The sequence below is a fragment of the Lacinutrix venerupis genome, from assembly GCF_001971745.1.
GTDB lineage: Bacteria > Bacteroidota > Bacteroidia > Flavobacteriales > Flavobacteriaceae > Lacinutrix > Lacinutrix venerupis.
On the sequence record NZ_CP019352.1, the window covers coordinates 375723 to 399794 of the forward strand.

Genomic DNA, 24072 nt, shown 5'->3' on the forward strand with positions numbered 1-24072 from the left:
TAAAACAATATTATGTGTAAAGGAATACAAGCGATTAATAAAACAGCTAAAGGCGAATTAAATTTTTGTAGAAACTGCCAGCGGTTTCATTTAGAATTTAATAATATTTATTTTGAGTTTACGCCTGTAGAGTATAACCAGTTTAGAAAATATGTACTTTTAATTGAATCAGAATTTTGGGAAAGAAAGTACTCTAACATTAATGTTAGACGTAGAATTCCAATTCCAACCTTACAAGAAAATTTAGTTTTAATGTTTAATAGGCAGGAAGTGGCAGAGCTTAAAGCATTAATTACTAATAAAAAGGAAGCTGTTTTTAATACAATTTTAAATGTTGATGATATAGATTATACGTTTATTATTAATTAAAGATAAGAGACTTTTTTATTGTTTAAATTTGCACAAAATTAAGTTTTAAGAGATTTAAATAAATGAAAAAAGACATTACTATACCTGAGGTTAAAGATATACATGTTGCTGTTGTCCAGGAAGAACATATAGAATATAAAACGTTAGACTGGAATGCTTATATTATAAATAATAGTGATCAAGATTTAGATACAGTAATTATAGTGTCTCAAGGTTATAACGATACTAAAATGACGCCACCAATGCGCCATACTATAGCTAAGCTACCAGCAAGAAGTTATGCTAAAATAGAATACTTACAAACTAAAGTATTGGCCTTAAATAATACTTTTAAAATTACTTTTTTTGAAGGTAATACAATGTATGATAAAACATATTTGTTTAGAAAAAATACGATTAACGATAAGGCTTTGCAAAGCGTACCATTAATGCAATTAAAAGGTGTTTTGGTTAAGTAATTAATCTCATTTGGTGTGCGTTAGCGATTGCAGTAGAAATCCTTTTTATGAGGCACGATTAAAAAGATTGTAACGTAAAGCGCGACCTTTAGGTAACGCCCAAAAAAATATATAAATTAAAAAATCCCTTTAACTAAAGGGATTTTTTTTAATCTAATTTATCGGTTAATTTTTTAAATACTTTTTTAGCATCTTTACCTTCATAAAGTACAGCATGAACGGCATTTATTATGGGTAGCCTTGTTTTCTTTTTGTTTTTTTCGTTTAGTAAATAGGCACTTTTTGTGGCATAATAACCTTCGGCAACCATATTCATTTCCATTTGTGCAGATTTTACGGTGTAACCTTTACCAATCATGTTTCCAAACATGCGGTTTCTAGAAAATACAGAGTAACCTGTTACAAGTAAATCTCCTAAATATGCCGAGTTGTTAATGTTACGTTTCATTTTATGCATTTTTTTAATAAAACGCTTCATTTCGCGTATGGCATTACTCATTAAAACACTCTGGAAATTATCGCCATAACCTAAACCATGTGCAATTCCTGCTGCTACTGCATATACGTTTTTAAGCATTACGGCATATTCTGTACCTATAACATCATCACTGGTTTTTGTTTTTATATAGTCGCTAGATAAGGCTTCTGCAATAGATTGTGCCTTTTCGGCATCTGCACAAGAAATAGTTAGATAAGAGAGTCTTTCTAGCGCAACTTCTTCGGCGTGACAAGGTCCAGCAATAACACCAATGTTTTCAAAAGGCACATTATAATTTTTATGAAAATGTTCTCCTAATAGTAATCCTGTTTCTGGAATAATACCTTTTACAGCACTCACTACAATTTTATTTGTAAGTTCTAAATGAAGTTTTTTTAATTCATCTGCAATAAAAGCAGATGGTATTACAAATATTAAAACATCTGCATATGCAACCATTTCGTTAATATCGTTACTTAATTTAAGTTGTTCCAAATGAAATTCTACCGAACTTAAATATGTTGGGTTATGCTGCTCTTTTAATAAATGCTCCTTTGTGTAAACGCTGCGCATATACCATCCTATTTCTTGTTTGTTTTCGCATAACATTTTAACTATTGCCGTAGCCCAGCTTCCAGATCCAAAAACAGCGTATTTTAATTCTTTACTCATTGAAAATAGTTTCTTTTAATTTCCTGATAAGGCGGAAATCTCACTTCTTTAATAATTCAAAATTACGCATTTATAAATTGTTTTTAAGATACTGAAAATCATTAACATATTTTTTTGGCATGCCTTTTGAAATTAGATTTATATCAATCTTTAAAACGAAACGATTATGAAGACATTAAAATTACTTTCAGTTTTTGCTTTAATGGCAACATTATTTACTTCTTGTTATACAGAAGTTTTGGTAGAAGACGATTATATTAATAACACAGCACCAGGAATATCTGTAAATCAGTTATTAAATTCTTATGAGTTGTGGTATGTAGATATTAATGAAACTATTGGTTATGGAGAATCACCGTTTTTACAAATTGCTTTTACAGTATCTTTTAGAAATGGAGTGTTATATGCTAATAATAATTTAGTTGGTATAGGAAATCAAGGTAATGGTTTTGGAATTCCAATAGGTTATTACGATGCTTATAACATGATTTTAGATATTGATCATGATATTGATGGATATGATAGCTTTGATGTTTACCAAATAGATAGTAACACAATAGAACTGTATAATCCATTTAACGATACATCATATTTTTTAAACGGTTACCAACGTTCTAATTTTGATTATGATTATGTTTTTTATGATAACATCCATTATTTTGTTCAAGAATATGAAGCATGGGAAAAAACATACACTAGTAACTACGGTGTATTAAACGAATTTGATAACGAAAATTGGTTACAATTTTTATCTGGCGGAAACGATTCTACTTTTAGAAGTTCTCAAGATCCATCAGGTATAAATCCAAATAATATTTATTGGGATTTTACAGGAGATTATGGAGTACAAAATATAAGCGGTAATTTTTATTTAAAAAACTTAACTCTAGATTACGATTATTTTGATAATGAATATTTTGAATTGAGCGTAATAAACGACCAAAGAATAGAGCTATTACATGCAGATTCTGGAACGGTATACGAGTTTACTGGTCGTGGTTATATTGAGTATTTAAAAGAAGATGTAGTGGATAAATCTAAGACATCAGGACAGAAAAAGCGTATACAAAGAAGCGCTAAAAAAGAAAACATAAGAGAAAATACAAGAGAAGAACTATAAATTACACAAAAACAAGAACTGCTTTAAAAAAGAATGTTTAAAGCAGTTTTTTTGTTATTCATCGAAATTTAAGAGAATAATAAGAGTGATAAGTTGCAATTGAAGTAGTTTTTCTCCAACTTTACAAGACTTAAAATTATTAACTAATTAAAACAAAATACAATTATGGGATTATTTTCATTCATTAAAAACGCAGGAGCTAAAGTATTTGGCATCGGAAAAACAGATAAAGAAGAAGCTGCAGAAGCTGCTGCCGCAGAACTTAAAGAAGAAGCTGCTGCTGCAAGAAAACTAGAAGAAACAATTAGAGACTTAGATTTAAAAGTTGAAGGTTTAAGTGTGCATATAGATGACGATGCAGCTACAATTTCTGGTCAAGCATACGATCAAGCCACTCGTGAAAAAGCAATTTTAGTAGTAGGAAACAGTAACGGTATTGCAACTGTAGACGACCAAATGACGGTTGAACATAAAGAACCAGAAGCTCAATTTCATACTGTAGTAAGCGGAGATACTTTAGGTAAAATTGCTAAAAAATTCTATGGTAATGCCATGAAATATCCAGAAATTTTTGAAGCTAATAAGCCTATGCTTGAGCATCCAGATAAAATTTACCCAGGACAAGTTTTACGTATCCCTGAATTAGATTAAAATATTTTTTTCGTCTTTAAATAAGCCGATTATATATTATAGAAAAACCAGAATGTATTAAACATTCTGGTTTTTTGCTTTAAAAAACACTAAAAATGATAAAAAGCATTTTCTAAATGTTCTATATTAAATTTTTTACTGTCTTTTACTATGGCAATAATATCAAACCTCACTTCTACGTCCAATTTGTTTTCAATAACGTACTCGTTAACTGCTTTTACTAAACGTTGTATTTGTTTTGGCTTTACAAAATCTTGAGGGTTTCCATAATTTGTAGTCGATCGTGTTTTAACTTCTATAATCGCTAAAATATCTTCAAGTTTAGCAATAATATCAACTTCGGCTTTATCAAAACGGTAATTACGCTCTACAATTTCATAGCCTTTTTCTAATAAAAAATCTACTGCTAATTGTTCTCCTTTTTTACCTAATTCGTTATGTTTTGCCATAGATTAATAAATAGTTTTTATTACGTAATTAGCAACATTTAGCACTTATAAAAATCACTATTCAAAAGTGATTGTAGACTGCGAACTTTTTACTACTAACTCTATTGTTCTTCCTAAAATCATGGCTCTATTATCATCTTCATGGCCAGCAGGCATATTAAACGCTATAGGAAAATTATAGTCTTGTAATGCATCTAAAATTAATTGTTGCACACTGCTTCCCCAAAGTGTTGTGTTTTTTCTCATTCTACTCATATCTCCAACAATAACACCTTTACAATTATCAAAATAACCGGCGCGTTTCATACTTTGTAACATACGGTCTATATGGTATTTATACTCACCAATTTCTTCAATAAATAATATTTTTCCATCCACATCAATACTAGTGTTAGATCCTAACATAGTATGCAAAATAGTTAAATTTCCACCAACAAGCTGTCCTTTAGCGGTACCAACTCTATTATATGTTGAACCTTTTAAAGTATATGCTAAAGGCGCTCCAAAAATTGCAGATTTAAACGTTTCTATACTCTCTTCAATTTCACTTAAATCATTAGGCAAACTCACACACATTATACCGTGAATTGTTTCTACTCCTATAGTATGTAATTGGTTATGTAAAGCTGTTATATCGCTATAACCAATAATCCATTTTGGTTGCTCTAAAAATTTAGAATAATCTAGTTTATCTAGAATTCTAACAGTACCATAACCACCACGTGCGCTCCAAATCGCTTTTATACTTTTATCGTCTAATGCTTTCTGGAAATCTTCGCAGCGCTCTGCATCGGTTCCAGCAAAATGATTGTCTTTTTTAAAAACATTATTACCTATTACAACATTTAAATCCCAACTTTCTAGAAGCTTTTTAGCGCGAGCAACTTCATCATTTCTGTTTTTTAAAATTCCTGAAGGCGCAACAATAGCAACGGTATCGCCTGCTTTTAAATAAGGTGGTTGTATCAATTTATTTTCATTTTTATTTTGTGCAATTACATTGGTATTTCCAAATAGAAAAATAGCACTACACAAAAACAATATTATTCTAATTTTCGACATGTTGTAAATGTACATTTTTTTTCTAAATGGCTATCAAAATGTGTACTTTTACGGCTTCAAAAGAAAAGAAGATGTCAAAAAGATATACAATTACTGCTGCATTACCATATACTAACGGACCAATACACATTGGCCATTTAGCTGGTGTTTATGTGCCTGCAGATATTTATGCAAGATATAAGCGTTTAACTGGTAACGATGTTGCTTTTATTTGTGGAAGTGATGAGCATGGTGTACCAATTACTATTAAAGCAAAAAAAGAAGGCGTTACACCACAGCAAATTGTAGATAGATATCATAAAATAATTAAAGATTCTTTTGAAGATTTTGGTATTACTTTCGATAATTACTCACGTACATCTGCTAAAATTCATCATGATACAGCATCAGAGTTTTTTAAAACATTGTATGATAAAAATGAATTTGTAGAAGAAGTATCAGAACAGTTGTATGATGCTGAAGCTAACCAGTTTTTAGCAGATAGATTTGTTGTTGGTACATGTCCAAAATGTGGTAATGAAGAAAGTTATGGAGACCAATGCGAAAATTGCGGAACTAGCCATAATGCTACAGATTTAATTAACCCTAAATCTGCAATTACAGGAAATGTTCCTACTTTAAAAGAAACAAAACATTGGTTTTTACCACTAAATAAGCACGAGCAGTTTTTAAAAGATTGGATTCTTGAAGGTCATAAAAAAGACTGGAAACCTAATGTTTACGGTCAAGTTAAATCATGGATAGACGATGGCTTAAGACCTAGAGCCGTAACACGTGACCTTGATTGGGGAATCCCAGTTCCGGTACCTGGTGGCGAAGGCAAAGTACTTTACGTTTGGTTTGATGCGCCAATTGGCTATATATCTGCAACTAAAGAATGGGCTGCAAGAGAAGGTAAAGATTGGGAACCGTATTGGAAAGATGAAGACACTAAACTAGTACACTTTATTGGTAAGGATAACATCGTATTCCATTGTATAATTTTTCCAGCTATGCTAAAAGCAGAAGGATCTTACATTTTACCAGATAATGTTCCTGCCAACGAGTTTTTAAATTTAGAAGGCAACAAATTATCAACATCTAAAAACTGGGCTGTTTGGTTACCAGAATATTTACAAGACTTTCCAGATAAGCAAGATGTATTACGTTATGCATTAACTGCAAATGCTCCAGAAACAAAAGATAACGATTTTACTTGGAAAGATTTTCAAGCAAGAAACAACAACGAGTTAGTTGCCATTTTTGGTAACTTTATAAACCGTGTAGTAGTATTAACAAATAAATATTATAACGGTGTAATACCAACTCCAAGTGATTTTTCTACTATAGATGAAGAAACCTTGGCAGCAATTAAAGCGTATCCAAGTGTTATAGAAAGTTCTATAGAACGCTACCGTTTTAGAGAAGCTTCTCAAGAATTAATGAATTTAGCAAGACTCGGAAATAAATATCTAGCAGATGAAGAGCCGTGGAAACTTGTTAAAACAGATGGAGACAGAACTAAAACAATAATGTTTGTTGCATTACAAATTGCATCTGCTTTAGCAACATTATCAGAACCGTTTTTGCCGTTTACATCAACTAAACTAAAAAATATTCTTAATTTATCTTCAGAAGAATTACAAACATCTTGGAGTGAGATTACTTCTAAAGAAATTCTACTTCCAGCAAACCATACCATTGGAAAAGGAGAGTTGTTATTCTCTAAAATTGAAGACAGCGAAATACAAGCACAGTTAGATAAATTAGAAGCAAGTAAAAAAGCTAACGAAGCAGCTAATAAAGTTGTTGAGCCACAAAAAGATACTATTACTTTCGACGATTTTACAAAATTAGATTTACGTGTTGGAACCATTTTAGAGGCTGAAAAAATGCCAAAAGCTAAAAAGCTTTTAGTATTAAAAGTAGATACAGGAATAGATGTTAGAACTATAGTTTCTGGAATTGCAGAAAGCTTTACAGCAGAAGAAGTTGTTGGAAAAAAAGTAACTGTTTTAGTAAACTTAGCACCAAGAGCGTTGCGTGGAGTAGAGAGTGAAGGCATGATTTTAATGACGGAAACACCAGAAGGGAAACTAGTGTTTGTAAATCCTGATACTATGGTTAGCGAAAGCGAAGCTGGTGTTAGTAATGGAACGTCAATAAGTTAAACATGAAAAACTATTTGGTATTGATGTTATTTTTTATAGCATCATTTTCTTTTTCTCAAACCAGTTGGATAGATAGCGATATCTCTAGAGAGTCTGATGCTAATACACCTAAAGATGTATTGCCAATAGTTAATGCAGATACTCAAGAATTAGCACTTTTTTTTAAAGCAAGAAGAGTAATATTTGCAAAGCTTTATAACGAAAACCAAGAACTAATTGGTTCTATTAATGCTGTTAATCTACCTAAAAAAGCAAAATTATTAGTTGGCGCTATTTATAATAATAATGTTTATACTTTGTTTTTTAGCAATTCTAGAAACACACATTTTAGTGCTCTTTCTATTGATATTAAAAAGAAATCTTTTAACATTAATGATGATTTAGGGATTGAATTTGACAACGAAAAAGTGTTAGAATTTTTAGTAGACAATAACACAGTTAATATTCTTACTATAGATAAAAGAAAATCTATTTTTAGAACTTATAATTTAGTAGACAATCAAAAGATAAGTGCTAAAACATTCGATTTTTCTCAGTACAGTATTAAAACAAATAAAGATTACGAGTATAATTTGTACGATTTAATAATTGGTAATCCTTCTTATTCAACTGTAGAAATTGTGGATAATGATATTCCTAATTCATTAGAAAAAACAGCAGCGTTTACAAAGATTTATTACAAAAAAGGTAAACTTACAATTACCAATAACTTATTTGATAAATACACATACTTTTTTAAAATTGATTTAAATAATAACACTAATAGTTTTGATGTTTTTGAGAATGTAAATTACTCAAAAAATAATTTGAGCTCTAATTCCAATTCTTACATTTTAAACAATTATTTTTTTAGCATCTACTCAACAACCAAGCATCTGGATTTTACTGTTTATAACCTAAAAGAAAAAACGTTAATTAAAGCTTTTAAAATTGAAAAAGGGCAACCAATAACCTTTAAAAACACACCAATAATTCAAGAAGGTGGAGAATTTGATAGCTATAGAGAATTAGAAAAAACTTCAAAATTTTTGAGGAAAGTAACAGCTTCTAAAATAGGAATTTGTGCTTACGAGAAAGATAACGATCTTGTAGTAACACTAGGTGCAAGTGAACAAGTGCAAACAGCTCCAGCATTTAGTGTTGCAGGTGGAGGAGCCATAGGTGGAATTATAACAGGTATTATATATTCTTCATATAACTCATACACTCACACTAAATCTACTAGAATTGAATGTCTGTTTAATTCAGATTTAGATCATAAAATAGGTGAGATACCGCAGAACGATTTTAATAAAATCGATAAGTTTAAAACTATTTATAAACTTGAAAATGCCAAATTACAAACTGTTTTTAAATATAAAGACAAATTAGTATTGGGAACTTTAGATAACAAAGCAGACATATTTAAATTGTATGCTTTCGAATAGTTCTAAGCACTTATTAAATGCATCTCTAATTTGCATGATCTCTACTTAGTTAAATATTTATTAATTGTATTTTTTTTAATATTAATAAAAGTTTTAAATATTAATTTTAAATAAATCAAACTTATAACCAAAATGAAAAAACTATTATTACTATTATTCACAGCAACTTTTTTATGGTCTTGTGGAGGTACAAAAGTTGTAAGACAATCTAAAAAAACTATAAAAGGTGAGTGGGTTTTAAGTTCTGTAGATTATAGCAAGTCAGGAACTTATAATGTCACGTTATTAGGTGATACTTCTAAAGAATGTTTCGAGCAAAGTACATGGCAATTTATACCAAATAATAATACTGGAATTTACAGTATTACTAATGGAAGCTGTGCAACAGGCGACAGGAACTTTATCTTTACAATTCAGGAAACAGATGAAACTACAGGCTTATATCATTTTTTATTAAAGCCAACAGATGCTAAAGGCAAAAGTGAAACTAATCAAGGTTTTAGAATGAAGTTGTCACAATTGTCAGATATAAGTATGCAATGGCAACAAACGGTAAGTGTAGATGGAGAACCATTTACAATTAATATGAACTTTTCAAAAATTTAAAAAACTATGAAATTAAATATATATAAAATATCAAGTATTGCATTTGCTTTAATGTTAGCATTATCATTTACTAACTGTACAGCAACAAAAAATGCTAATAATAAACAAAAAGGTGGTGTTATAGGCGCTGCTGGTGGTGCTGTTTTAGGAGCCATTATTGGTAATAACGTAGGTAAAGGAGGTAATGGCGAATTAGGAGCTGTTATTGGTGGTGTTATTGGTGGTGGAGCTGGTGTGCTTATAGGAAATAAGATGGATAAACAAGCTCAAAAAATTGAAGAGGAAATTCCTGGAGCAGTTGTAGAGCGTGTAGATGATGGTATTGTTGTAACCTTCGATGAAAATAGTGGTGTATATTTTGATACCGCAAAATATAATGTAAACGCAGCATCTCAAGCTACTTTAGATAAGTTAGTTAACGTACTTAGAGAATATCAAGATACTAATATATTAGTTGTTGGGCATACAGATAGTGTTGGAAGCGAGGAGAACAACATGACGTTATCTAAAAACAGAGCTTATGCAGTAACAAATTATATTACTGGTCAAGGTATAAGCAATGGTAGACTTACTACAAACTGGTTTGGAGAAGCACAACCAACAAACGATAATAGTACTGCAGAAGGTAGAGCAAAAAATAGACGTGTAAATATTGCTATTTTACCAAACGAAAAAATGAAAAATGATGCTAAAAAAGAAGCAGGTGAAAACTAAAAAATCTTTTATTTTTTCTTCGGAAAATTAAGCAGAGTTAATATATTACAAGACCTTATTTTTAAAATATAAGGTCTTTTTTTATGCTTTTAAAATATATTATATCTCACACTAGGTTAAATGAATCGTCTGTAAAAAATACGATTAAATTGTTAAACGAGGACTGTACAGTTCCTTTCATTTCGCGTTATCGAAAAGAGGCAACAGGTAATTTAGATGAGGTTCAAATAGGAGATATTGTTAAATATAAAGAACAATTTGAAATTTTAGAAAAAAGAAAAATAGCCATTTTAAAAGCATTAGAAGAACAAAATGTTTTAACACAAGAATTAAAGCAAAAAATAGAAAGTTGTATAGACTTAATTACGCTTGAAGACCTGTATTTACCTTACAAGAAAAAACGTAAAACTAAAGCAGAAACAGCCAGAAAAAATGGCTTAGAACCATTGGCTAAAATAATAATGTCTCAAAAAGCTAATGACATAGAATCTATAGCTTATAAATATATAAATAAAGAAATAAAAAACGTCGATGATGCTTTAGAAGGAGCAAGACATATTATTTCTGAATGGATTAATGAAAGAACAGATATTAGAAATTCACTTAGAAATCAACTAGAAAGACATGCTCAAATATCAACAAAAGTTGTAAAAACAAAAGCTAAAGATGAAAAAGCACAAAAATTTCGTGATTATTTCGATTGGTCCGAAAGTTTGCAACGCATACCATCTCATAGATTACTTGCAATATTAAGAGCCGAAAAAGAAGGGTTTATAAGAGTTAAAATTAATATTGATGATGTTCGAGCTTTAGAACGCATAGATAATAGAATTATACGCAGTAATAATACGTGTGCAGATCAAATAGAGCTTGCCATTTCCGATGCATACAAACGTTTGCTGTTTCCTTCGTTAAGTAATGAAGCTTTAAGTAAGGCTAAAGAAAAAGCAGATGAAGCTGCAATTACCGTATTTGCTAAAAACTTAAAACAATTATTATTAGGTTCTCCCATTGGAGAAAAAAGAGTATTAGCCATCGATCCTGGTTTTAAAACAGGATGTAAGTTAGTTTGTTTAAATGCTCAAGGAGGTTTAGAACACAACGAAACTATTTATCCACATCCACCAAAGAATGATAGTTTTGCTGCAATAAAAAAAATAGCGTCTTTAGCCGAAGCTTATAAAATTGAAGCCATTGCTATTGGAAACGGAACAGCTTCACGTGAAACAGAGGCTTTAGTAAAAAAAATTCAGTTTAAAAATAACATTCAGGTATTTGTAGTTAGCGAAGCAGGAGCAAGTATATATTCGGCATCAAAAATTGCAAGAGACGAGTTTCCAAATTATGATGTTACAGTTCGTGGCTCGGTTTCTATTGGTCGTCGTTTGCAAGATCCTTTAGCAGAACTTGTTAAAATTGATGCAAAGTCCATTGGTGTAGGTCAATATCAACACGATGTAGACCAGAATAAGCTTCAAAAAGAGTTAGATGTTGTAGTCGAAAATTGTGTAAATGCTGTTGGTGTAAACATAAATACAGCAAGTATTCCATTATTAAGTTCTGTATCTGGTATCGGACCAAAATTAGCCGAAAACATATTTAATTATAGAAACAAATATGGTGTTTTTAAATCTAGAAAAGATATAAAAAAAGTTCCACGTTTAGGCGATAAAGCTTTTGAGCAAGGAGCAGCTTTTTTAAGAATTAAAGATGCTAAAAACCCACTAGACGACTCTTCTGTACATCCGGAAAGTTATAAAGTTGTTGAAGAAATGGCTAAAGATGAAGGTGTTACATTAGGAGAATTAATAGGTAATGAGAAGATTTTACAAAAAATTAATTTAAAAAAATACGAAACACAAACCATTGGGCTATTAACATTACAAGATATTATTAAAGAATTAAAGAAACCTGGTTTAGATATTAGAGAAAGTGCTAAAGTATTTAGTTTTAATCAAAATATTAAGTCTATAACAGATTTACATACCGGTCAATTACTACCAGGAATTGTAAATAATATAACAGCTTTTGGGTGTTTTGTAGATATAGGAATTAAAGAAAGTGGGTTAATACACGTGTCCAATTTATCTGATGAGTTTGTAAAAGATGTAAATGAACATGTGCATTTACACGAACAAATTATAGTAAAAGTGTTAGAAGTAGATGTTTCTAGAAAGCGTATTCAATTAAAATTACATAAAAAATAATTGTAGAACCATACCTTGATTAAAATTAAGTAATTGTATTTATAACAGTTATGCCTATCTTTATACAGTAGAATAAAACGTGTTAGCTTTTAAAATGTTTTATTTATATTTAAAATTATTAATTTGAACATATTATGATAGCTCATAAACAAGGTAATTTAACATTTTATACACCAGAAGTTGTAGATGGTTTAGCAGGACATTTTTTCGATACAGGAATTTCAGCTGGATTTCCTTCTCCTACAGAAGATTTTAATGAACAACATTTATCATTAGACGAGGAGCTAGTAAAAAACAAAGAAACTACGTTTTATGCCAGAGTTAGTGGTCAATCTATGATTGGTGCAGGATTGGATGATAATGATTTGTTAGTAATTGATCGTAGTTTAGAACCAGAAAATAATAAAATAGCAGTTTGCTTTTTAGATGGAGAATTTACTGTAAAACGTTTAAGAGTGACTAAAGACGAGGTTTGGTTACAACCAGAAAACCCTAATTATCCTATTATAAATATTACTGAAGAGAATAATTTTCTTATTTGGGGAATCGTAACAAACGTTATTAAAAAAGTATAATATTTAAAATTTAAGCATAAAAAAACGCGAAACTTTAGTTTCGCGTTTTTTGTATATTATTAATGAATTAATCTGCTAAAATGATTGCTTTATTATCTTTCATTTCTAATGTTCCAGAATTAATTTTTACAGTTAAAACTTTATTATCATCTGGATGTGGCGTAACACTTCCATGTAAATCATCAAAAACAAGATGAGTTTGCGTGTGTGTGTTTATTTTTATAACACCTTCTTTTAAAACAGAAACAATAGCTGCGTGATTATTAAGCATCTGAAACTCACCATCTATCCCTGGTACAGTAACAGCATCTACTTCACTACTAAATAAAGTTGCTTCTGGTGATACAATTTCTAAATACATATTCTTTTAGTTTGCAGTTTGCAGTTTGCAGTTTGCAGTCGCATTAAGGACCGAAATACTGAACACTGCTAACTAATTTACGCTTCTGCTAACATTTTCTCTCCAGACTCAATAGCTTCTTCAATAGAACCTTTAAGGTTAAATGCAGCTTCTGGTAAGTGGTCTAACTCACCATCCATAATCATATTAAAACCTTTAATAGTTTCTTTAATATCTACTAATACACCAGGAATACCAGTAAATTGCTCTGCTACGTGGAATGGTTGAGATAAGAAACGTTGTACACGTCTTGCTCTACCTACAGCCATTTTATCTTCTTCAGATAATTCTTCCATACCTAATATGGCAATAATATCTTGTAATTCTTTATAACGTTGTAATAACTCTTTTACACGTTGTGCACAGTTATAGTGCTCATCACCTAAAATATCTGCAGTAAGAATTCTTGACGTAGAATCTAATGGATCTACGGCAGGATAAATACCTAACTCTGCAATTTTACGAGATAATACTGTTGTTGCATCTAAGTGTGCAAAGGTTGTTGCTGGTGCAGGATCCGTTAAATCATCTGCAGGTACGTATACTGCTTGTACAGATGTAATAGAACCTTTTTTAGTAGATGTAATACGTTCTTGCATCGCACCCATTTCTGTTGCTAATGTTGGTTGGTAACCTACGGCAGAAGGCATACGACCTAATAAGGCAGATACCTCAGATCCAGCTTGTGTAAAACGGAAGATGTTATCAACGAAGAAAAGTACATCTTTTCCTTGTCCGTCTCCAGCTCCATCACGGAAATATTCTGCTATAGTTAATCCTGAAAGTGCTACACGAGCACGAGCTCCAGGTGGTTCATTCATTTGTCCAAATACGAAAGTTGCTTTAGAATCTTTCATAGCAGATTTATCTACTTTTTGTAAATCCCATCCACCTTCTTCCATAGAATGCATAAAGTCATCTCCATACTTAATAATACCAGACTCTAACATTTCACGAAGTAAATCGTTTCCTTCACGTGTTCTTTCACCTACTCCTGCGAATACAGAAAGTCCACCATGTCCTTTTGCGATATTGTTAATTAATTCTTGAATTAATACTGTTTTACCTACTCCGGCACCACCAAATAATCCAATTTTACCTCCTTTTGCATAAGGCTCAATTAAATCAATTACTTTAATACCTGTAAATAAAACTTCTGTAGATGTTGATAAATCTTCAAATTTTGGTGCACTTCTGTGGATTGGTAATCCAGCATCACCAGCTTTAGGTAAATCTCCTAAACCATCAATTGCATCTCCAATTACATTAAATAGACGTCCGTAAACATCACCACCAATTGGCATTTGTATTGGAGCTCCAGTAGCGTTAACCTCTGTTCCTCTACTTAAACCATCAGATGAATCCATGGCAATAGTACGTACAGTATCTTCACCAATGTGAGATTGTACTTCTAGTACTAATTTTGAACCATCAGGCTTGTTAATTTCTAATGAATCGTAAATTTTTGGAAGTTCAGCACCAGCTCCGAATTCTACATCGATTACTGGACCTACTATTTGTGCAACTTTACCTGTAACTTTTGACATTACTTATCTATTTAATATTATGCGATTTAATTGTTTGAAAACACCTTCGGTTTTCGCGTGCAAAGATAGGTGTTTTTATTTTAAAAAAAAGTTGTTTTTAAAGCTTTTTTAAGTATAAAAAACGCCTCCATATTGAAGGCGTTTTTAAATATTCTTTTTTTTACTAATTATGGTAACAATGCAGAGTAGTTTACTCCAAAATCATCTGCTTTAGCAACATTTCCTGAAGCTCTAAAGTTAGAACCATATGTAGTGTCAATAGCGTCTAAGAATGAATTAGCCATTAATGCGTAGCCTCTTGCAGTTAAATGTACACCATCTAAACTAACTAATCCGCCAAATACTAATGATGTATTCATGTTGTAATCATCAAATTGAATACCAGCTGAAGCCGCTTGATTTAATATAGTATTTAAATCTACTAAAGCTAATCCGTTACTAGATACTATAGAAGAAATACTTGAATTATAAGCTGCAGTAGCAGTAGCAATTTCTTGTTGTTCTTGTGGTGTTAATGTCCATTTATCTGCTAATGGTAAAGTTACACCTTCTACTGAAAATTGTCCAGCTAATGCTTGTGGTAAACCTTGTCCCATAAGTATAGCTACATTTGCATTATTTACAGTTCCTATTATTGAAGAACTTGGTAAAACAAATAAATCATTTTCTGTTGCTTGTCTTGTTTGTCCATAAGTACTACCCAAAAGAGCAGCTACTGTATCTGCAGCGGCTGGTGGTAATCCAAATTGTGCAATAAACGCAGGAAAAGTAGGGCTAGAACTTAATGCATTTGTTATTGTAGCTGATATATCTGCTAAATTTTCATCGAAAATAACTACTGGACTGTTTTCAGTCTCAGAAAATACAATTGCTCTACTTGGATCTACAGCATTAAATATTGGATTTAATGCTCCAAATATTGAATTTAATAATGGAATTTGAGGACCAAAATCTGGATTAGAAGGCTCTAATGGATTGTATGGTACTGTTGTAAAGTGAGCAAGGCTTGTAATATCTGGTACGTTACCAACAGCTCCTTTAGTGTTTGGGTTTGAAGTTAATCCTGCAATTAAAGCATTTAATGCGTCGTCAAAAGTTGCAACAGGTGTAATTGGATCGTAATTTTCTGCAGTAGTATCACTTTCTCCTCCTGATAGAGCGTATCCTAAAACATCGTTTCCTCCAACTTCACTTAAAGTAAAAAAGGTTGGGTTTTGTGCTACAGCGTCTCCTAAAACAGTAGCAGATGCACTAGATGCAATTCTTGCATAAAAAGGATTTGCAGCTGCATAACCAGGAGCTACTAAGTGCCAACTTTTGGCACCAGGAATACCAAAGTTATTCCAATCACTTCCTATATTTACTCCAGCTTCTGTTGTTATAGGTGGAACAGGAGCGCCTTGGCTTGCTAAAAAATCGTCTAATGCTACTGGTCCAGCTCCTCCAAATACAAATCTATATCCTCTGGCAACTGTACCGCCAACAAGAATACCTCCAGTATTATCATCCATTAAGGGTTGTGTAAAGGTTCCGCCACCAGCTTTTGCAAATTGTTTTGATAATGTGTTAGGAAAAGAATCTTCTTGTCCTGCAATAAACAAACCACCATCAGTAAATCCTGCAGTAAATGATGCGCCAATTGCTACGTAGTTTGAAAAATCTGCATCACCAGAAGTTAAAGCTGGTAAAGCAGCTTCTTCAACAGGTGGTTGGTCTAAAAATTCTTCAAAGTCTTCTTCTTTATTACACGCTGTAATACTTATAGCTAAAGCAACAAGTCCTAAATATTTTAAGTTTTTAAATGTTTTCATTATTATAAGTTATTAATTGTTAATGATGCATAGTACATAGATCCTATAAATCCTGTTCCAAATGCAGTAAAGTATTCGTTACCAGTAAGGTTTGTAGCTCCTACTTTAATTACAGATTTTAAGCTTGGTACTTTATAGTTTAACTGAGCATCTATTGTATGAAATTCTGGTACTATACCATTTCCAAATGTTGCTTCCCAAAAATAATCATCGCTAAATCTATATGCTACATTGAATCCGAAGTTTTTAAATACCTCTGTATGGCCAAAAGAAGCTTTAAATTTATGTTCTGGAGTATTAAAATTTGTTTGGAAATCTGGATATGTTTCACTGTCAAAATCCTGTTTTGTAAATGTGTAACTTCCACTTAAATCAAAACCATTAAATACTTTAGTAGATAAACCTAAAGAGGCACCATAAGAGTTTACATCTGCTTCAGAGTTTGTGTAAGCGCTATAAGTTTGGAAATCTCCATTGGCAATAGCAGCTAAAGATAAACCATTGTCACCAGCAACACCATAATAAGGAGCAACAACAACTTCCTGAGAAATAAAATCTTTGTATTTGTTATAGTAAGTACTAAAGTCTACAATTAATTTATTGAACTTTCCTCTATAACCTATTTCCATAGAAGTTACTTGTTCTGGCTTAATAATATCTGGATTTGCAACTTCTAATAACGCAGGATTTCCACTATTTGCAAAATCTGTAACCGAATTAGCAGAGTATGAGTTATTATATGCATTAGCACCTGTTTGTGTTACTGTTGATGCTTGTCCAAATTGATCTTGACCTACCTGACTTACTCCAAAAGTTCTAACATATCTATCTAAGTTTTCTGGAGCAGAACCAACTAATATAGCTCTACCTGCATCTAAACCAATAAATAAATCTTGAGTTGTTGGGTTTCTAAATCCAGTTTGAATAGAGGCTCTAATATTGTGATCTCTATTTATAGTTAAACCAGCAGATAATCTTGGAGAGAAAAACCCATCAAATAATTCGGATTTATCAAAACGACCAGAAGCTGTAAGTTTTAAACTCATGTCTTCATTAAATTCAAAATCTTTTTGAATTTGAGTATAGATTCCAAATTCTGAATATTCTATTGGGCCATCATTATCTGTATAGATTGTTCCTCCAGAATTTAAGTTGTATTTTCTATAAGATGCTCCAACTTGAATTTCTGCAATGTCAATTAAGTGACTAAAATTATAATTTGCATCACTATGAAAGTATTTAGAGGCATCTTGAAATTTTGAACCTGTACTTAAGTCTGGATCATTAATACTTCTATTGAAAGCAGCTTTATACTCTGGCGTTCCAGGTAAAAAACGTCCAGTATCTGCAGCAGCTCTGGCTGCATCATGTTTTTGTTGAGTTGATAAACCTAATGGGTTTCCTGATAATTCAATTTCTGCATATCTAGCAATATAATCGCCAAACCAGTCTTCGTCACTTTTCCAAGCTCTGTTAATATTAATTCCAGTAAACACCATATCGTAAGAATCTCCAGCTTTATCAGAAACTTCGTATCCTCTTATAAAAAAGTTATCATTCTTAACTTCTAATTTGTGTTGTTGCTGAAAAAAACCATCAATATTATATCTATTTGTTCCTTGATAAATTGTAGTACCTGTACCAACTTTTCCAACATAAGAAATCTCTAAACTATTGTCTTCTATTGGTCTATAATAAAGTCCCCAATCGGCTTTAATACTTTGTGCATTATACTCTGTTAAATCACGTTCGTTATATCCAGTTCTACTTACTACTACATCTGGAATAAAACCAAGTCCTGAAGCAGCTCTAATATTTGTAGATACCTCATCACCATAAACATTAATACCGTCGTAGTTAGTATTAGCACGTGTTCTTGTAGGATCTATTTTATCTACTTCGCTAGTTGCAGCCCAATCTGTTCCTTTTAAGTAACCGAAGTTTACCTTTGCTGCAAATTTATCTGAAAATTTATGAGCTATTCTTACTCCAACATCTGTATAAGGATTATCTCCGGCAGCTTCTTGAGACGTTATACCTCTTTTAAAAGATGCACTTATTCCTTGGTGATCGAAAGGGCTTTTACTTCTCATAAATAAAATACCGTTAAAGGCATTTGCACCATATAAGGCAGAAGATGCTCCTGGTAGAAGTTCTACACTTTGTACATCTGTTTCAATCATACCAACTAAATTTCCAATTGGGAAATTAAGTGCAGGAGTAGAGTTGTCCATTCCGTCTACTAATTGCATAAATCGAGTGTTTGCAAATGTTGCAAATCCACGAGTGTTTACAGATTTAAACGTTAAACTATTTGTATTAACATCTACACCTTTAAGGTTTTCTAATCCATCATAGAAATCTGCAGATGCAGTATTTTTAATTTCTTTAAGTCCAAAACGTTCTACTGTAACTGGAGATTCGAAAATACGCTCAGGAGTTCTAGAAGCAGAAAGAACAACTTCATCAAGAATACTTCCTTCTTGTAAAACAAAATTTAATTTTTGATTGTTTGCAGTAACCTCCATGACTTCTGTAGAAAAACCAACACTACTAGCTTGTACTGAAAATGGTGGATTACTATCTGTTGAAAGTGTAAATCCTCCATCAAAATCTGTAACGTTTCCAGAAGATGTTCCTGTTACTATTATATTTGCGCCCGGAATAGGTAAGCCGTTATTGTCCATAACGGTACCAGTTATTGTTGTTTGCGCAAAAGTTAGCGCACAAAAAAACAACAATACAATAGATAAGATTGTTCTCATTTTTTAGATTTAGTTAATTTATTTAAGAGCCAATATACGTTTTTTAAGTATATCTTAAAAAAAAGTTAATAGAAATTATGCGTGCATAATAAAAAAAACAAAAAAATCACCACTATAATTTACGAATTACATAAATTATAATGATGATTATTAAGTATTTGATATTTTGAATAGAAATGCTATTCTACCGTAACAGACTTAGCTAAATTTCTGGGTTGATCTACATTTTTATCTAACATTACAGCTATATGGTAAGACAATAACTGTAAAGGTATTGTGGTAAGTAGTGGAGTTAGAGACTCAATTGTTTCAGGAACCTCAATAACGTGGTCTGCAAGATTTTTTACATCCACATCTCCTTCTGTAACAATACCAATTATTTTTCCTGACCTAGATTTAATTTCTTCAATATTACTTACTACTTTCTCATAATGTCCTTTTTTTGTTGCAATAACAAAAACTGGCATTTGTTCATCGATTAAAGCAATAGGACCATGTTTCATCTCTGCGGCAGGATAACCTTCTGCATGGATGTATGATATTTCTTTTAGTTTTAAAGCTCCTTCTAAGGCTACTGGAAAATTATATCCACGACCTAAGTATAAACAGTTTTTTGCGTCTTTATAAGTTTCAGCTACTTTTTTAATGTGCTCATCTTGTAATAATGCTTTTTCAACTTTGTCTGGAATAAGCTCTAATTCTTGTAAATGATGCTGAAATTCTGATTTAGAAATTGTTCCTTTTTCTTTTGCTAATTTTAAAGCAATTAATGTTAAAACAGTAATTTGGGTAGTAAATGCTTTTGTAGATGCTACGCCTATTTCTGGTCCAGCATGAGTATATGCACCAGCGTGAGTTTCTCTTGCAATAGATGATCCAACAACGTTACATACACCAAAAACAAAGGCTCCTTTAGATTTTGCTAATTTAATTGCTGCTAGAGTATCTGCAGTTTCTCCAGATTGGGATATAGCAATTACAACGTCTTTTTCTGTAATAACTGGATTTCTATATCTAAATTCTGAAGCGTATTCTACTTCGACAGGAATTCTAGCTAAATCTTCAAAAATATATTCTGAAACTAAACCAGCATGCCAAGAGGTACCACATGCAATTACAATAATTCTATTTGCGTTTAATATACGCTCAAGATTATCATCGATTCCGGCCATTCTAATAATACCTTCTTTTACTAATAATCTACCACGGTAAGTATCTTTAATTGCTACCGGTTGTTCATGGATTTCTTTTAGCATAAAGTGATCATAACCACCTTTTACTATTTGTTCTAAATTAAGTTGAAGCTCTTGAATGTATGGGTCAACTAAAGAATCGTCTTTAATTTTTCTAATTTTTATACCTTTTTTTAAACGTACAATTGCCATTTCTTCATCTTCTAAATAAATGGCTTTTTTAGTATATTCTAAAAAAGGAGTAGCGTCACTTGCAATAAAAAATTCTCCGTCTCCAACACCAATAGCTAATGGGCTACCAAGTTTTGCAACAACAATTTCGTTTGGTTTATTTTTATCGAAAACAGCAATTGCATATGCTCCAACAACTTGGTTTAGTGCTATTTGTACTGCTTTTCCTAATTTAACTTTTTCATTCTTTTTTACATCTTCTATAAGGTTTATTAAAACCTCTGTGTCTGTATCTGAAGTAAAAGTATAGCCTCTTTTTAAAAGTTCTTGTTTTATAGAAGCATAATTTTCTATAATTCCATTATGCACAATTACTAAATCTCCAGAATTAGAATAATGTGGATGAGAATTAACGTCGTTAGGAATACCATGAGTTGCCCAACGTGTATGACCAATTCCTACTGATCCATTTGTGCTTGTTTCTTCCGCAAATTTATTTTCTAAGTCTAAAACTTTTCCTTTAGTTTTAGATAATTTTAAATTTTCTCCATCGTATAATACAATACCTGCACTATCATACCCTCTATATTCTAATCTTTTTAATCCTTCTAGAATAACAGGATACGCTTCTTTTTTACCAATATAGCCAACTATACCACACATATTTTTTTAATTTTCAGGTTCTGTATAAAAAATTTCAAATTCTGCTCTAAATTCTGTATCTTCATTATTATCGTAACCGTGAAGTATTGTTGCTTTTGGGCTTAAAACACTTGTGCTTGGTACGACATCTAACGTACTATCGTCATCATCTCCATTTAAACCTTGAATTTTAGATTCGGAAATAACGTTTACATTATTTGCAATAAACAATCCTAATTTTACATTAGTAGAGTCTCTTTTAAGCATATTAATTACATGTGCTGTTAATCTTATTTTATAACGTTCACCTTTGTTGTCGCTGTCTCTTTGTAATACTTCAGAGAATTCTGTTCTAGATAGCTCTGGTTCTGTTGTATTAGTAGTGGCATCTATAAAATAATCGATTATAGGTAAGTTGTTTTTTAAATCGTATAGTGTTAAACGATTAGGTTCATCTTTTTCTTCTCGGCTACTGTTTAATAGGTTTTTATTTACATAAAAAACTAAATTTGCTTCATTGATTATCCATTCGTCTTTTTTGCTATTAAAATAGTCTAAAGATGGAACCATTTCTCCTTCATCATTTTCAATATTACCAGAAAATAATTCTATTGTAGCCATTGAGCCATCTGTGCCTTTTAGGTAAAGGTTATCTTCATCACCATCGTGATTTTCTGTATTTGTTTGCTCAAATGTATTTACTATGTTGTCGTTAAATTCTAAAGTATAAACTGTTGGTTCTCTATCTACAATGTCATCGTCATCTTCTTCCTCGTCCATTTCTTCTTGGTTTGTATAGTCGAATAGAAGATTTGCATCACTAAAATTTAAATAAGTTAGGCTTCCTTTTGGGTTTACATTGTCTATAGGTGTAACTTTTATAATTATTCCTCTAAAGAAATCTTTAAAATTACTTTCGGTACTTAAAACCTCGTTTCCTTGATTGGCAAAGAAAATATTTTCCCAAAATGTTCTGTTGCTATTATCTGCATCGTCTGGATTGTTTTTTAAAAGATTTACTCTAATTCCTGGAATAAAACGTTCTTCGATTTGAGTTACATTATCAACAATTACTACGCTTCCATCGTCATTTAATTCTGGCATCCTATGTTCTTCGTCACTGATAACGAATTCATCATCTTCGTAAATTAAATCTGCAGCAGTTAAATTAGATTCAAATAGTCCACCTTGATTTGAGAAATAATACTGCTCATTTTGAAAGTCTGAGTTAGGATCTAGATCTCTTAATACATAGTTGCTTCTATATATTGATAGTTTAAATTTTTGATCTGTATCTCCAATTATAGAATCTAAAGTATAAGTATTATTACCATCTTCGTCTGTGCTTTCTAAAGTTGAAAAATAAGGTATGTTTAACCATACAGATTCTACAGTTCTATTTTCGTCTCCAAAATCTGGATTATATTCGGTTGGCGCTACTTGTGTAATAACGTTTGCTACAGTTGTTCCAAAAGTTGCGGTTGGGTTTGTGTATATACCAAAAAGGTTTCCGTTTAAATTATTCGTTTTAACACCAATTAAATCGCTTGCTGGATTTGCAGCATAAGGTGTGAAATTTTGTGTTTTAGCAGTAAATGGGAAAAGTTTACTTGTGGCATCAAAGTTTTTTACACCTTGAATGTCACTTTCAATATTTGTAAAGTCTTTATCGCAAGATATAGATATTACTAAAATTAAGCCAAGAACAGTTATAGACTTTAGGCTTTTAATTGTTTTTTTCATAAAATTTTTTCTTCGTGTGTTACAAAACACTTTCATTGTAAAAAGTTGTGTAAGCTTCAGCAAATTCGTCTTTTTCTTTAAAATCTAAAACAGGTTTGTCTGCTTTGTCTAAATATTCTTTTAATTCTTCAGGAATTTCTTCAGAACCAATTATTAAGGCATCAGAATTATCAATAGCAACCTTCATTAAATTGTTGTAAGTAGGTTTTTCTAGAGTTTTTATTGTGCTCTTATCAATATTATCAAAAGCTATTTTGTTAATAAGGTCTTTATTTAACGTGTCTTCAAAACTTTGATTGTATACAGATGTTACAATTTTACTTTCGTTAAATAATGGTTCGTCTTTATAAAACTGTCTTAAATATAGTGGTAGTAAGGAAGCAAGCCATCCATGAACATGAATAATATCTGGTGACCAATTTAATTTTTTAACAGTTTCTATAACTCCTTTTGCAAAGAAAATGGCGCGTTCATCATTATCAGAAAATAATTTTCCATCTTCGTCTGTTAATGTTGCTTTTCTTTTAAAATACTCGTCGTTATCTATAAAATATACCTGAATACGTTCTTTTGGTATTGAGGCAACTTTAATAATAAGCGGCATATCTAAATCGTTAATAACTAAATTAATTCCAGAAAGTCTAATTACTTCGTGTAATTGGTGTCTTCTTTCATTAATATTCCCATATCTAGGCATGAATATTCTAATTTGTCCACCTTGTTGGTTTACCATTCTTGGAGTTTCAAATGACATAGATGAAATCTCAGTTTCAGGTAAATAGGGTACCACTTCAGACGACACATATAATATTCTCTTATCTTTCATACATTAGTTTTATTCGATTTATACTTTGTTTTTATC

The 24072-nt window shown here is 31.4% G+C and carries 20 protein-coding genes; 10 read left to right on the top strand and 10 right to left on the bottom strand.

The window, feature by feature from the left end:
* Positions 1–12 precede the first annotated feature (12 nt).
* A complete protein-coding gene (locus BWR22_RS01655; protein WP_083678173.1) occupies positions 13–369 on the top strand; it encodes a DUF6686 family protein in 357 nt (118 codons plus the stop codon).
* A 62-nt stretch (positions 370–431) separates the two neighbouring features.
* A complete protein-coding gene (locus BWR22_RS01660; protein WP_076731708.1) occupies positions 432–827 on the top strand; it encodes a hypothetical protein in 396 nt (131 codons plus the stop codon).
* Positions 828–975: 148 nt separating this feature from the next.
* On the opposite strand, the gene BWR22_RS01665 is transcribed toward BWR22_RS01660, so the two are convergent.
* Complete coding sequence (locus tag BWR22_RS01665; RefSeq protein ID WP_076731709.1) at positions 976–1977, bottom strand: NAD(P)H-dependent glycerol-3-phosphate dehydrogenase; 1002 nt, start codon at positions 1975–1977, stop codon at positions 976–978.
* A gap of 166 nt (positions 1978–2143) precedes the next feature.
* On the opposite strand from BWR22_RS01665, the gene BWR22_RS01670 reads away from it, so the two are divergent.
* Together BWR22_RS01670 and lysM are read left to right on the top strand one after the other, a co-directional pair.
* Entirely contained in the window at positions 2144–3097 is a 954-nt protein-coding gene (locus tag BWR22_RS01670) for a nicotinic acid mononucleotide adenyltransferase (protein ID WP_076731710.1), read from the top strand.
* Positions 3098–3262: 165 nt separating this feature from the next.
* Positions 3263–3748: a peptidoglycan-binding protein LysM gene (lysM, locus tag BWR22_RS01675; protein WP_076731711.1), complete on the top strand. Its 486-nt coding sequence runs from the start codon at positions 3263–3265 to the stop codon at positions 3746–3748.
* Between the two features lie 89 nt (positions 3749–3837).
* Here the strand turns inward: lysM and BWR22_RS01680 are convergent, their stop codons facing one another.
* Both BWR22_RS01680 and BWR22_RS01685 read right to left on the bottom strand, forming a co-directional pair.
* Positions 3838–4197, bottom strand: a complete 360-nt coding sequence (locus tag BWR22_RS01680; RefSeq protein WP_076731712.1) for a YraN family protein — start codon at positions 4195–4197, stop codon at positions 3838–3840.
* Positions 4198–4254: 57 nt separating this feature from the next.
* Positions 4255–5259: a S66 peptidase family protein gene (locus BWR22_RS01685; protein ID WP_198033384.1), complete on the bottom strand. Its 1005-nt coding sequence runs from the start codon at positions 5257–5259 to the stop codon at positions 4255–4257.
* Between the two features lie 71 nt (positions 5260–5330).
* On the opposite strand from BWR22_RS01685, the gene metG reads away from it, so the two are divergent.
* The 6 genes from metG to BWR22_RS01715 all read left to right on the top strand — a co-directional run bounded on the left by metG (position 5331) and on the right by BWR22_RS01715 (position 12938).
* On the top strand, positions 5331–7409 hold the full coding sequence (metG, locus tag BWR22_RS01690) for a methionine--tRNA ligase (RefSeq protein ID WP_241828217.1): 2079 nt from the start codon (positions 5331–5333) through the stop codon (positions 7407–7409).
* Between the two features lie 2 nt (positions 7410–7411).
* The gene (locus tag BWR22_RS01695; protein ID WP_076731714.1) at positions 7412–8836 is read left to right on the top strand and encodes a hypothetical protein; all 1425 of its coding nucleotides are present in this window, start codon (positions 7412–7414) and stop codon (positions 8834–8836) included.
* 132 nt (positions 8837–8968) lie between these two features.
* Positions 8969–9442 carry a lipocalin family protein gene (locus BWR22_RS01700; protein ID WP_076731715.1) on the top strand — a complete coding sequence of 158 codons (474 nt, stop codon included), beginning with the start codon at positions 8969–8971 and terminating at the stop codon, positions 9440–9442.
* Between the two features lie 6 nt (positions 9443–9448).
* A complete protein-coding gene (locus BWR22_RS01705; protein ID WP_076731716.1) occupies positions 9449–10156 on the top strand; it encodes an OmpA family protein in 708 nt (235 codons plus the stop codon).
* 83 nt (positions 10157–10239) lie between these two features.
* On the top strand, positions 10240–12363 hold the full coding sequence (locus tag BWR22_RS01710; RefSeq protein ID WP_076731717.1) for a Tex family protein: 2124 nt from the start codon (positions 10240–10242) through the stop codon (positions 12361–12363).
* Positions 12364–12497: 134 nt separating this feature from the next.
* Complete coding sequence (locus BWR22_RS01715; protein WP_076731718.1) at positions 12498–12938, top strand: LexA family protein; 441 nt, start codon at positions 12498–12500, stop codon at positions 12936–12938.
* A gap of 67 nt (positions 12939–13005) precedes the next feature.
* On the opposite strand, the gene BWR22_RS01720 is transcribed toward BWR22_RS01715, so the two are convergent.
* The 7 genes from BWR22_RS01720 to BWR22_RS01750 form a co-directional block, all read right to left on the bottom strand.
* Positions 13006–13299: a F0F1 ATP synthase subunit epsilon gene (locus BWR22_RS01720; RefSeq protein WP_076731719.1), complete on the bottom strand. Its 294-nt coding sequence runs from the start codon at positions 13297–13299 to the stop codon at positions 13006–13008.
* Positions 13300–13376: 77 nt separating this feature from the next.
* Positions 13377–14885, bottom strand: a complete 1509-nt coding sequence (gene atpD / locus BWR22_RS01725; protein WP_076731720.1) for a F0F1 ATP synthase subunit beta — start codon at positions 14883–14885, stop codon at positions 13377–13379.
* A gap of 167 nt (positions 14886–15052) precedes the next feature.
* A complete protein-coding gene (locus tag BWR22_RS01730; RefSeq protein ID WP_076731721.1) occupies positions 15053–16696 on the bottom strand; it encodes an SGNH/GDSL hydrolase family protein in 1644 nt (547 codons plus the stop codon).
* 2 nt (positions 16697–16698) lie between these two features.
* Positions 16699–19461: a TonB-dependent receptor gene (locus BWR22_RS01735; protein ID WP_076731722.1), complete on the bottom strand. Its 2763-nt coding sequence runs from the start codon at positions 19459–19461 to the stop codon at positions 16699–16701.
* Between the two features lie 179 nt (positions 19462–19640).
* Positions 19641–21488, bottom strand: a complete 1848-nt coding sequence (gene glmS, locus BWR22_RS01740; protein ID WP_076731723.1) for a glutamine--fructose-6-phosphate transaminase (isomerizing) — start codon at positions 21486–21488, stop codon at positions 19641–19643.
* 6 nt (positions 21489–21494) lie between these two features.
* Positions 21495–23210 (bottom strand): DUF4270 domain-containing protein, encoded by a 1716-nt coding sequence (locus BWR22_RS01745; protein WP_198033385.1) that lies wholly within the window; start codon positions 23208–23210, stop codon positions 21495–21497.
* Positions 23211–23229: 19 nt separating this feature from the next.
* Positions 23230–24036: a glycogen/starch synthase gene (locus BWR22_RS01750; protein WP_076731725.1), complete on the bottom strand. Its 807-nt coding sequence runs from the start codon at positions 24034–24036 to the stop codon at positions 23230–23232.
* Between the last annotated feature and the right edge of the window lie 36 nt (positions 24037–24072).

Coding starts and splice junctions, on each gene's coding strand:
- BWR22_RS01700 (WP_076731715.1), top strand. CDS start 8,969: ATGAAAAAACTATTATTACTATTATTCACAGCAACTTTTTTATGGTCT.
- metG (WP_241828217.1), top strand. CDS start 5,331: ATGTCAAAAAGATATACAATTACTGCTGCATTACCATATACTAACGGA.
- BWR22_RS01655 (WP_083678173.1), top strand. CDS start 13: ATGTGTAAAGGAATACAAGCGATTAATAAAACAGCTAAAGGCGAATTA.
- BWR22_RS01745 (WP_198033385.1), bottom strand. CDS start 23,210: ATGAAAAAAACAATTAAAAGCCTAAAGTCTATAACTGTTCTTGGCTTA.
- BWR22_RS01680 (WP_076731712.1), bottom strand. CDS start 4,197: ATGGCAAAACATAACGAATTAGGTAAAAAAGGAGAACAATTAGCAGTA.
- BWR22_RS01705 (WP_076731716.1), top strand. CDS start 9,449: ATGAAATTAAATATATATAAAATATCAAGTATTGCATTTGCTTTAATG.
- BWR22_RS01710 (WP_076731717.1), top strand. CDS start 10,240: ATGCTTTTAAAATATATTATATCTCACACTAGGTTAAATGAATCGTCT.
- BWR22_RS01730 (WP_076731721.1), bottom strand. CDS start 16,696: ATGAAAACATTTAAAAACTTAAAATATTTAGGACTTGTTGCTTTAGCT.
- lysM (WP_076731711.1), top strand. CDS start 3,263: ATGGGATTATTTTCATTCATTAAAAACGCAGGAGCTAAAGTATTTGGC.
- BWR22_RS01660 (WP_076731708.1), top strand. CDS start 432: ATGAAAAAAGACATTACTATACCTGAGGTTAAAGATATACATGTTGCT.
- atpD (WP_076731720.1), bottom strand. CDS start 14,885: ATGTCAAAAGTTACAGGTAAAGTTGCACAAATAGTAGGTCCAGTAATC.
- BWR22_RS01720 (WP_076731719.1), bottom strand. CDS start 13,299: ATGTATTTAGAAATTGTATCACCAGAAGCAACTTTATTTAGTAGTGAA.
- BWR22_RS01715 (WP_076731718.1), top strand. CDS start 12,498: ATGATAGCTCATAAACAAGGTAATTTAACATTTTATACACCAGAAGTT.
- BWR22_RS01685 (WP_198033384.1), bottom strand. CDS start 5,259: ATGTCGAAAATTAGAATAATATTGTTTTTGTGTAGTGCTATTTTTCTA.
- BWR22_RS01735 (WP_076731722.1), bottom strand. CDS start 19,461: ATGAGAACAATCTTATCTATTGTATTGTTGTTTTTTTGTGCGCTAACT.
- glmS (WP_076731723.1), bottom strand. CDS start 21,488: ATGTGTGGTATAGTTGGCTATATTGGTAAAAAAGAAGCGTATCCTGTT.
- BWR22_RS01670 (WP_076731710.1), top strand. CDS start 2,144: ATGAAGACATTAAAATTACTTTCAGTTTTTGCTTTAATGGCAACATTA.
- BWR22_RS01695 (WP_076731714.1), top strand. CDS start 7,412: ATGAAAAACTATTTGGTATTGATGTTATTTTTTATAGCATCATTTTCT.
- BWR22_RS01665 (WP_076731709.1), bottom strand. CDS start 1,977: ATGAGTAAAGAATTAAAATACGCTGTTTTTGGATCTGGAAGCTGGGCT.
- BWR22_RS01750 (WP_076731725.1), bottom strand. CDS start 24,036: ATGAAAGATAAGAGAATATTATATGTGTCGTCTGAAGTGGTACCCTAT.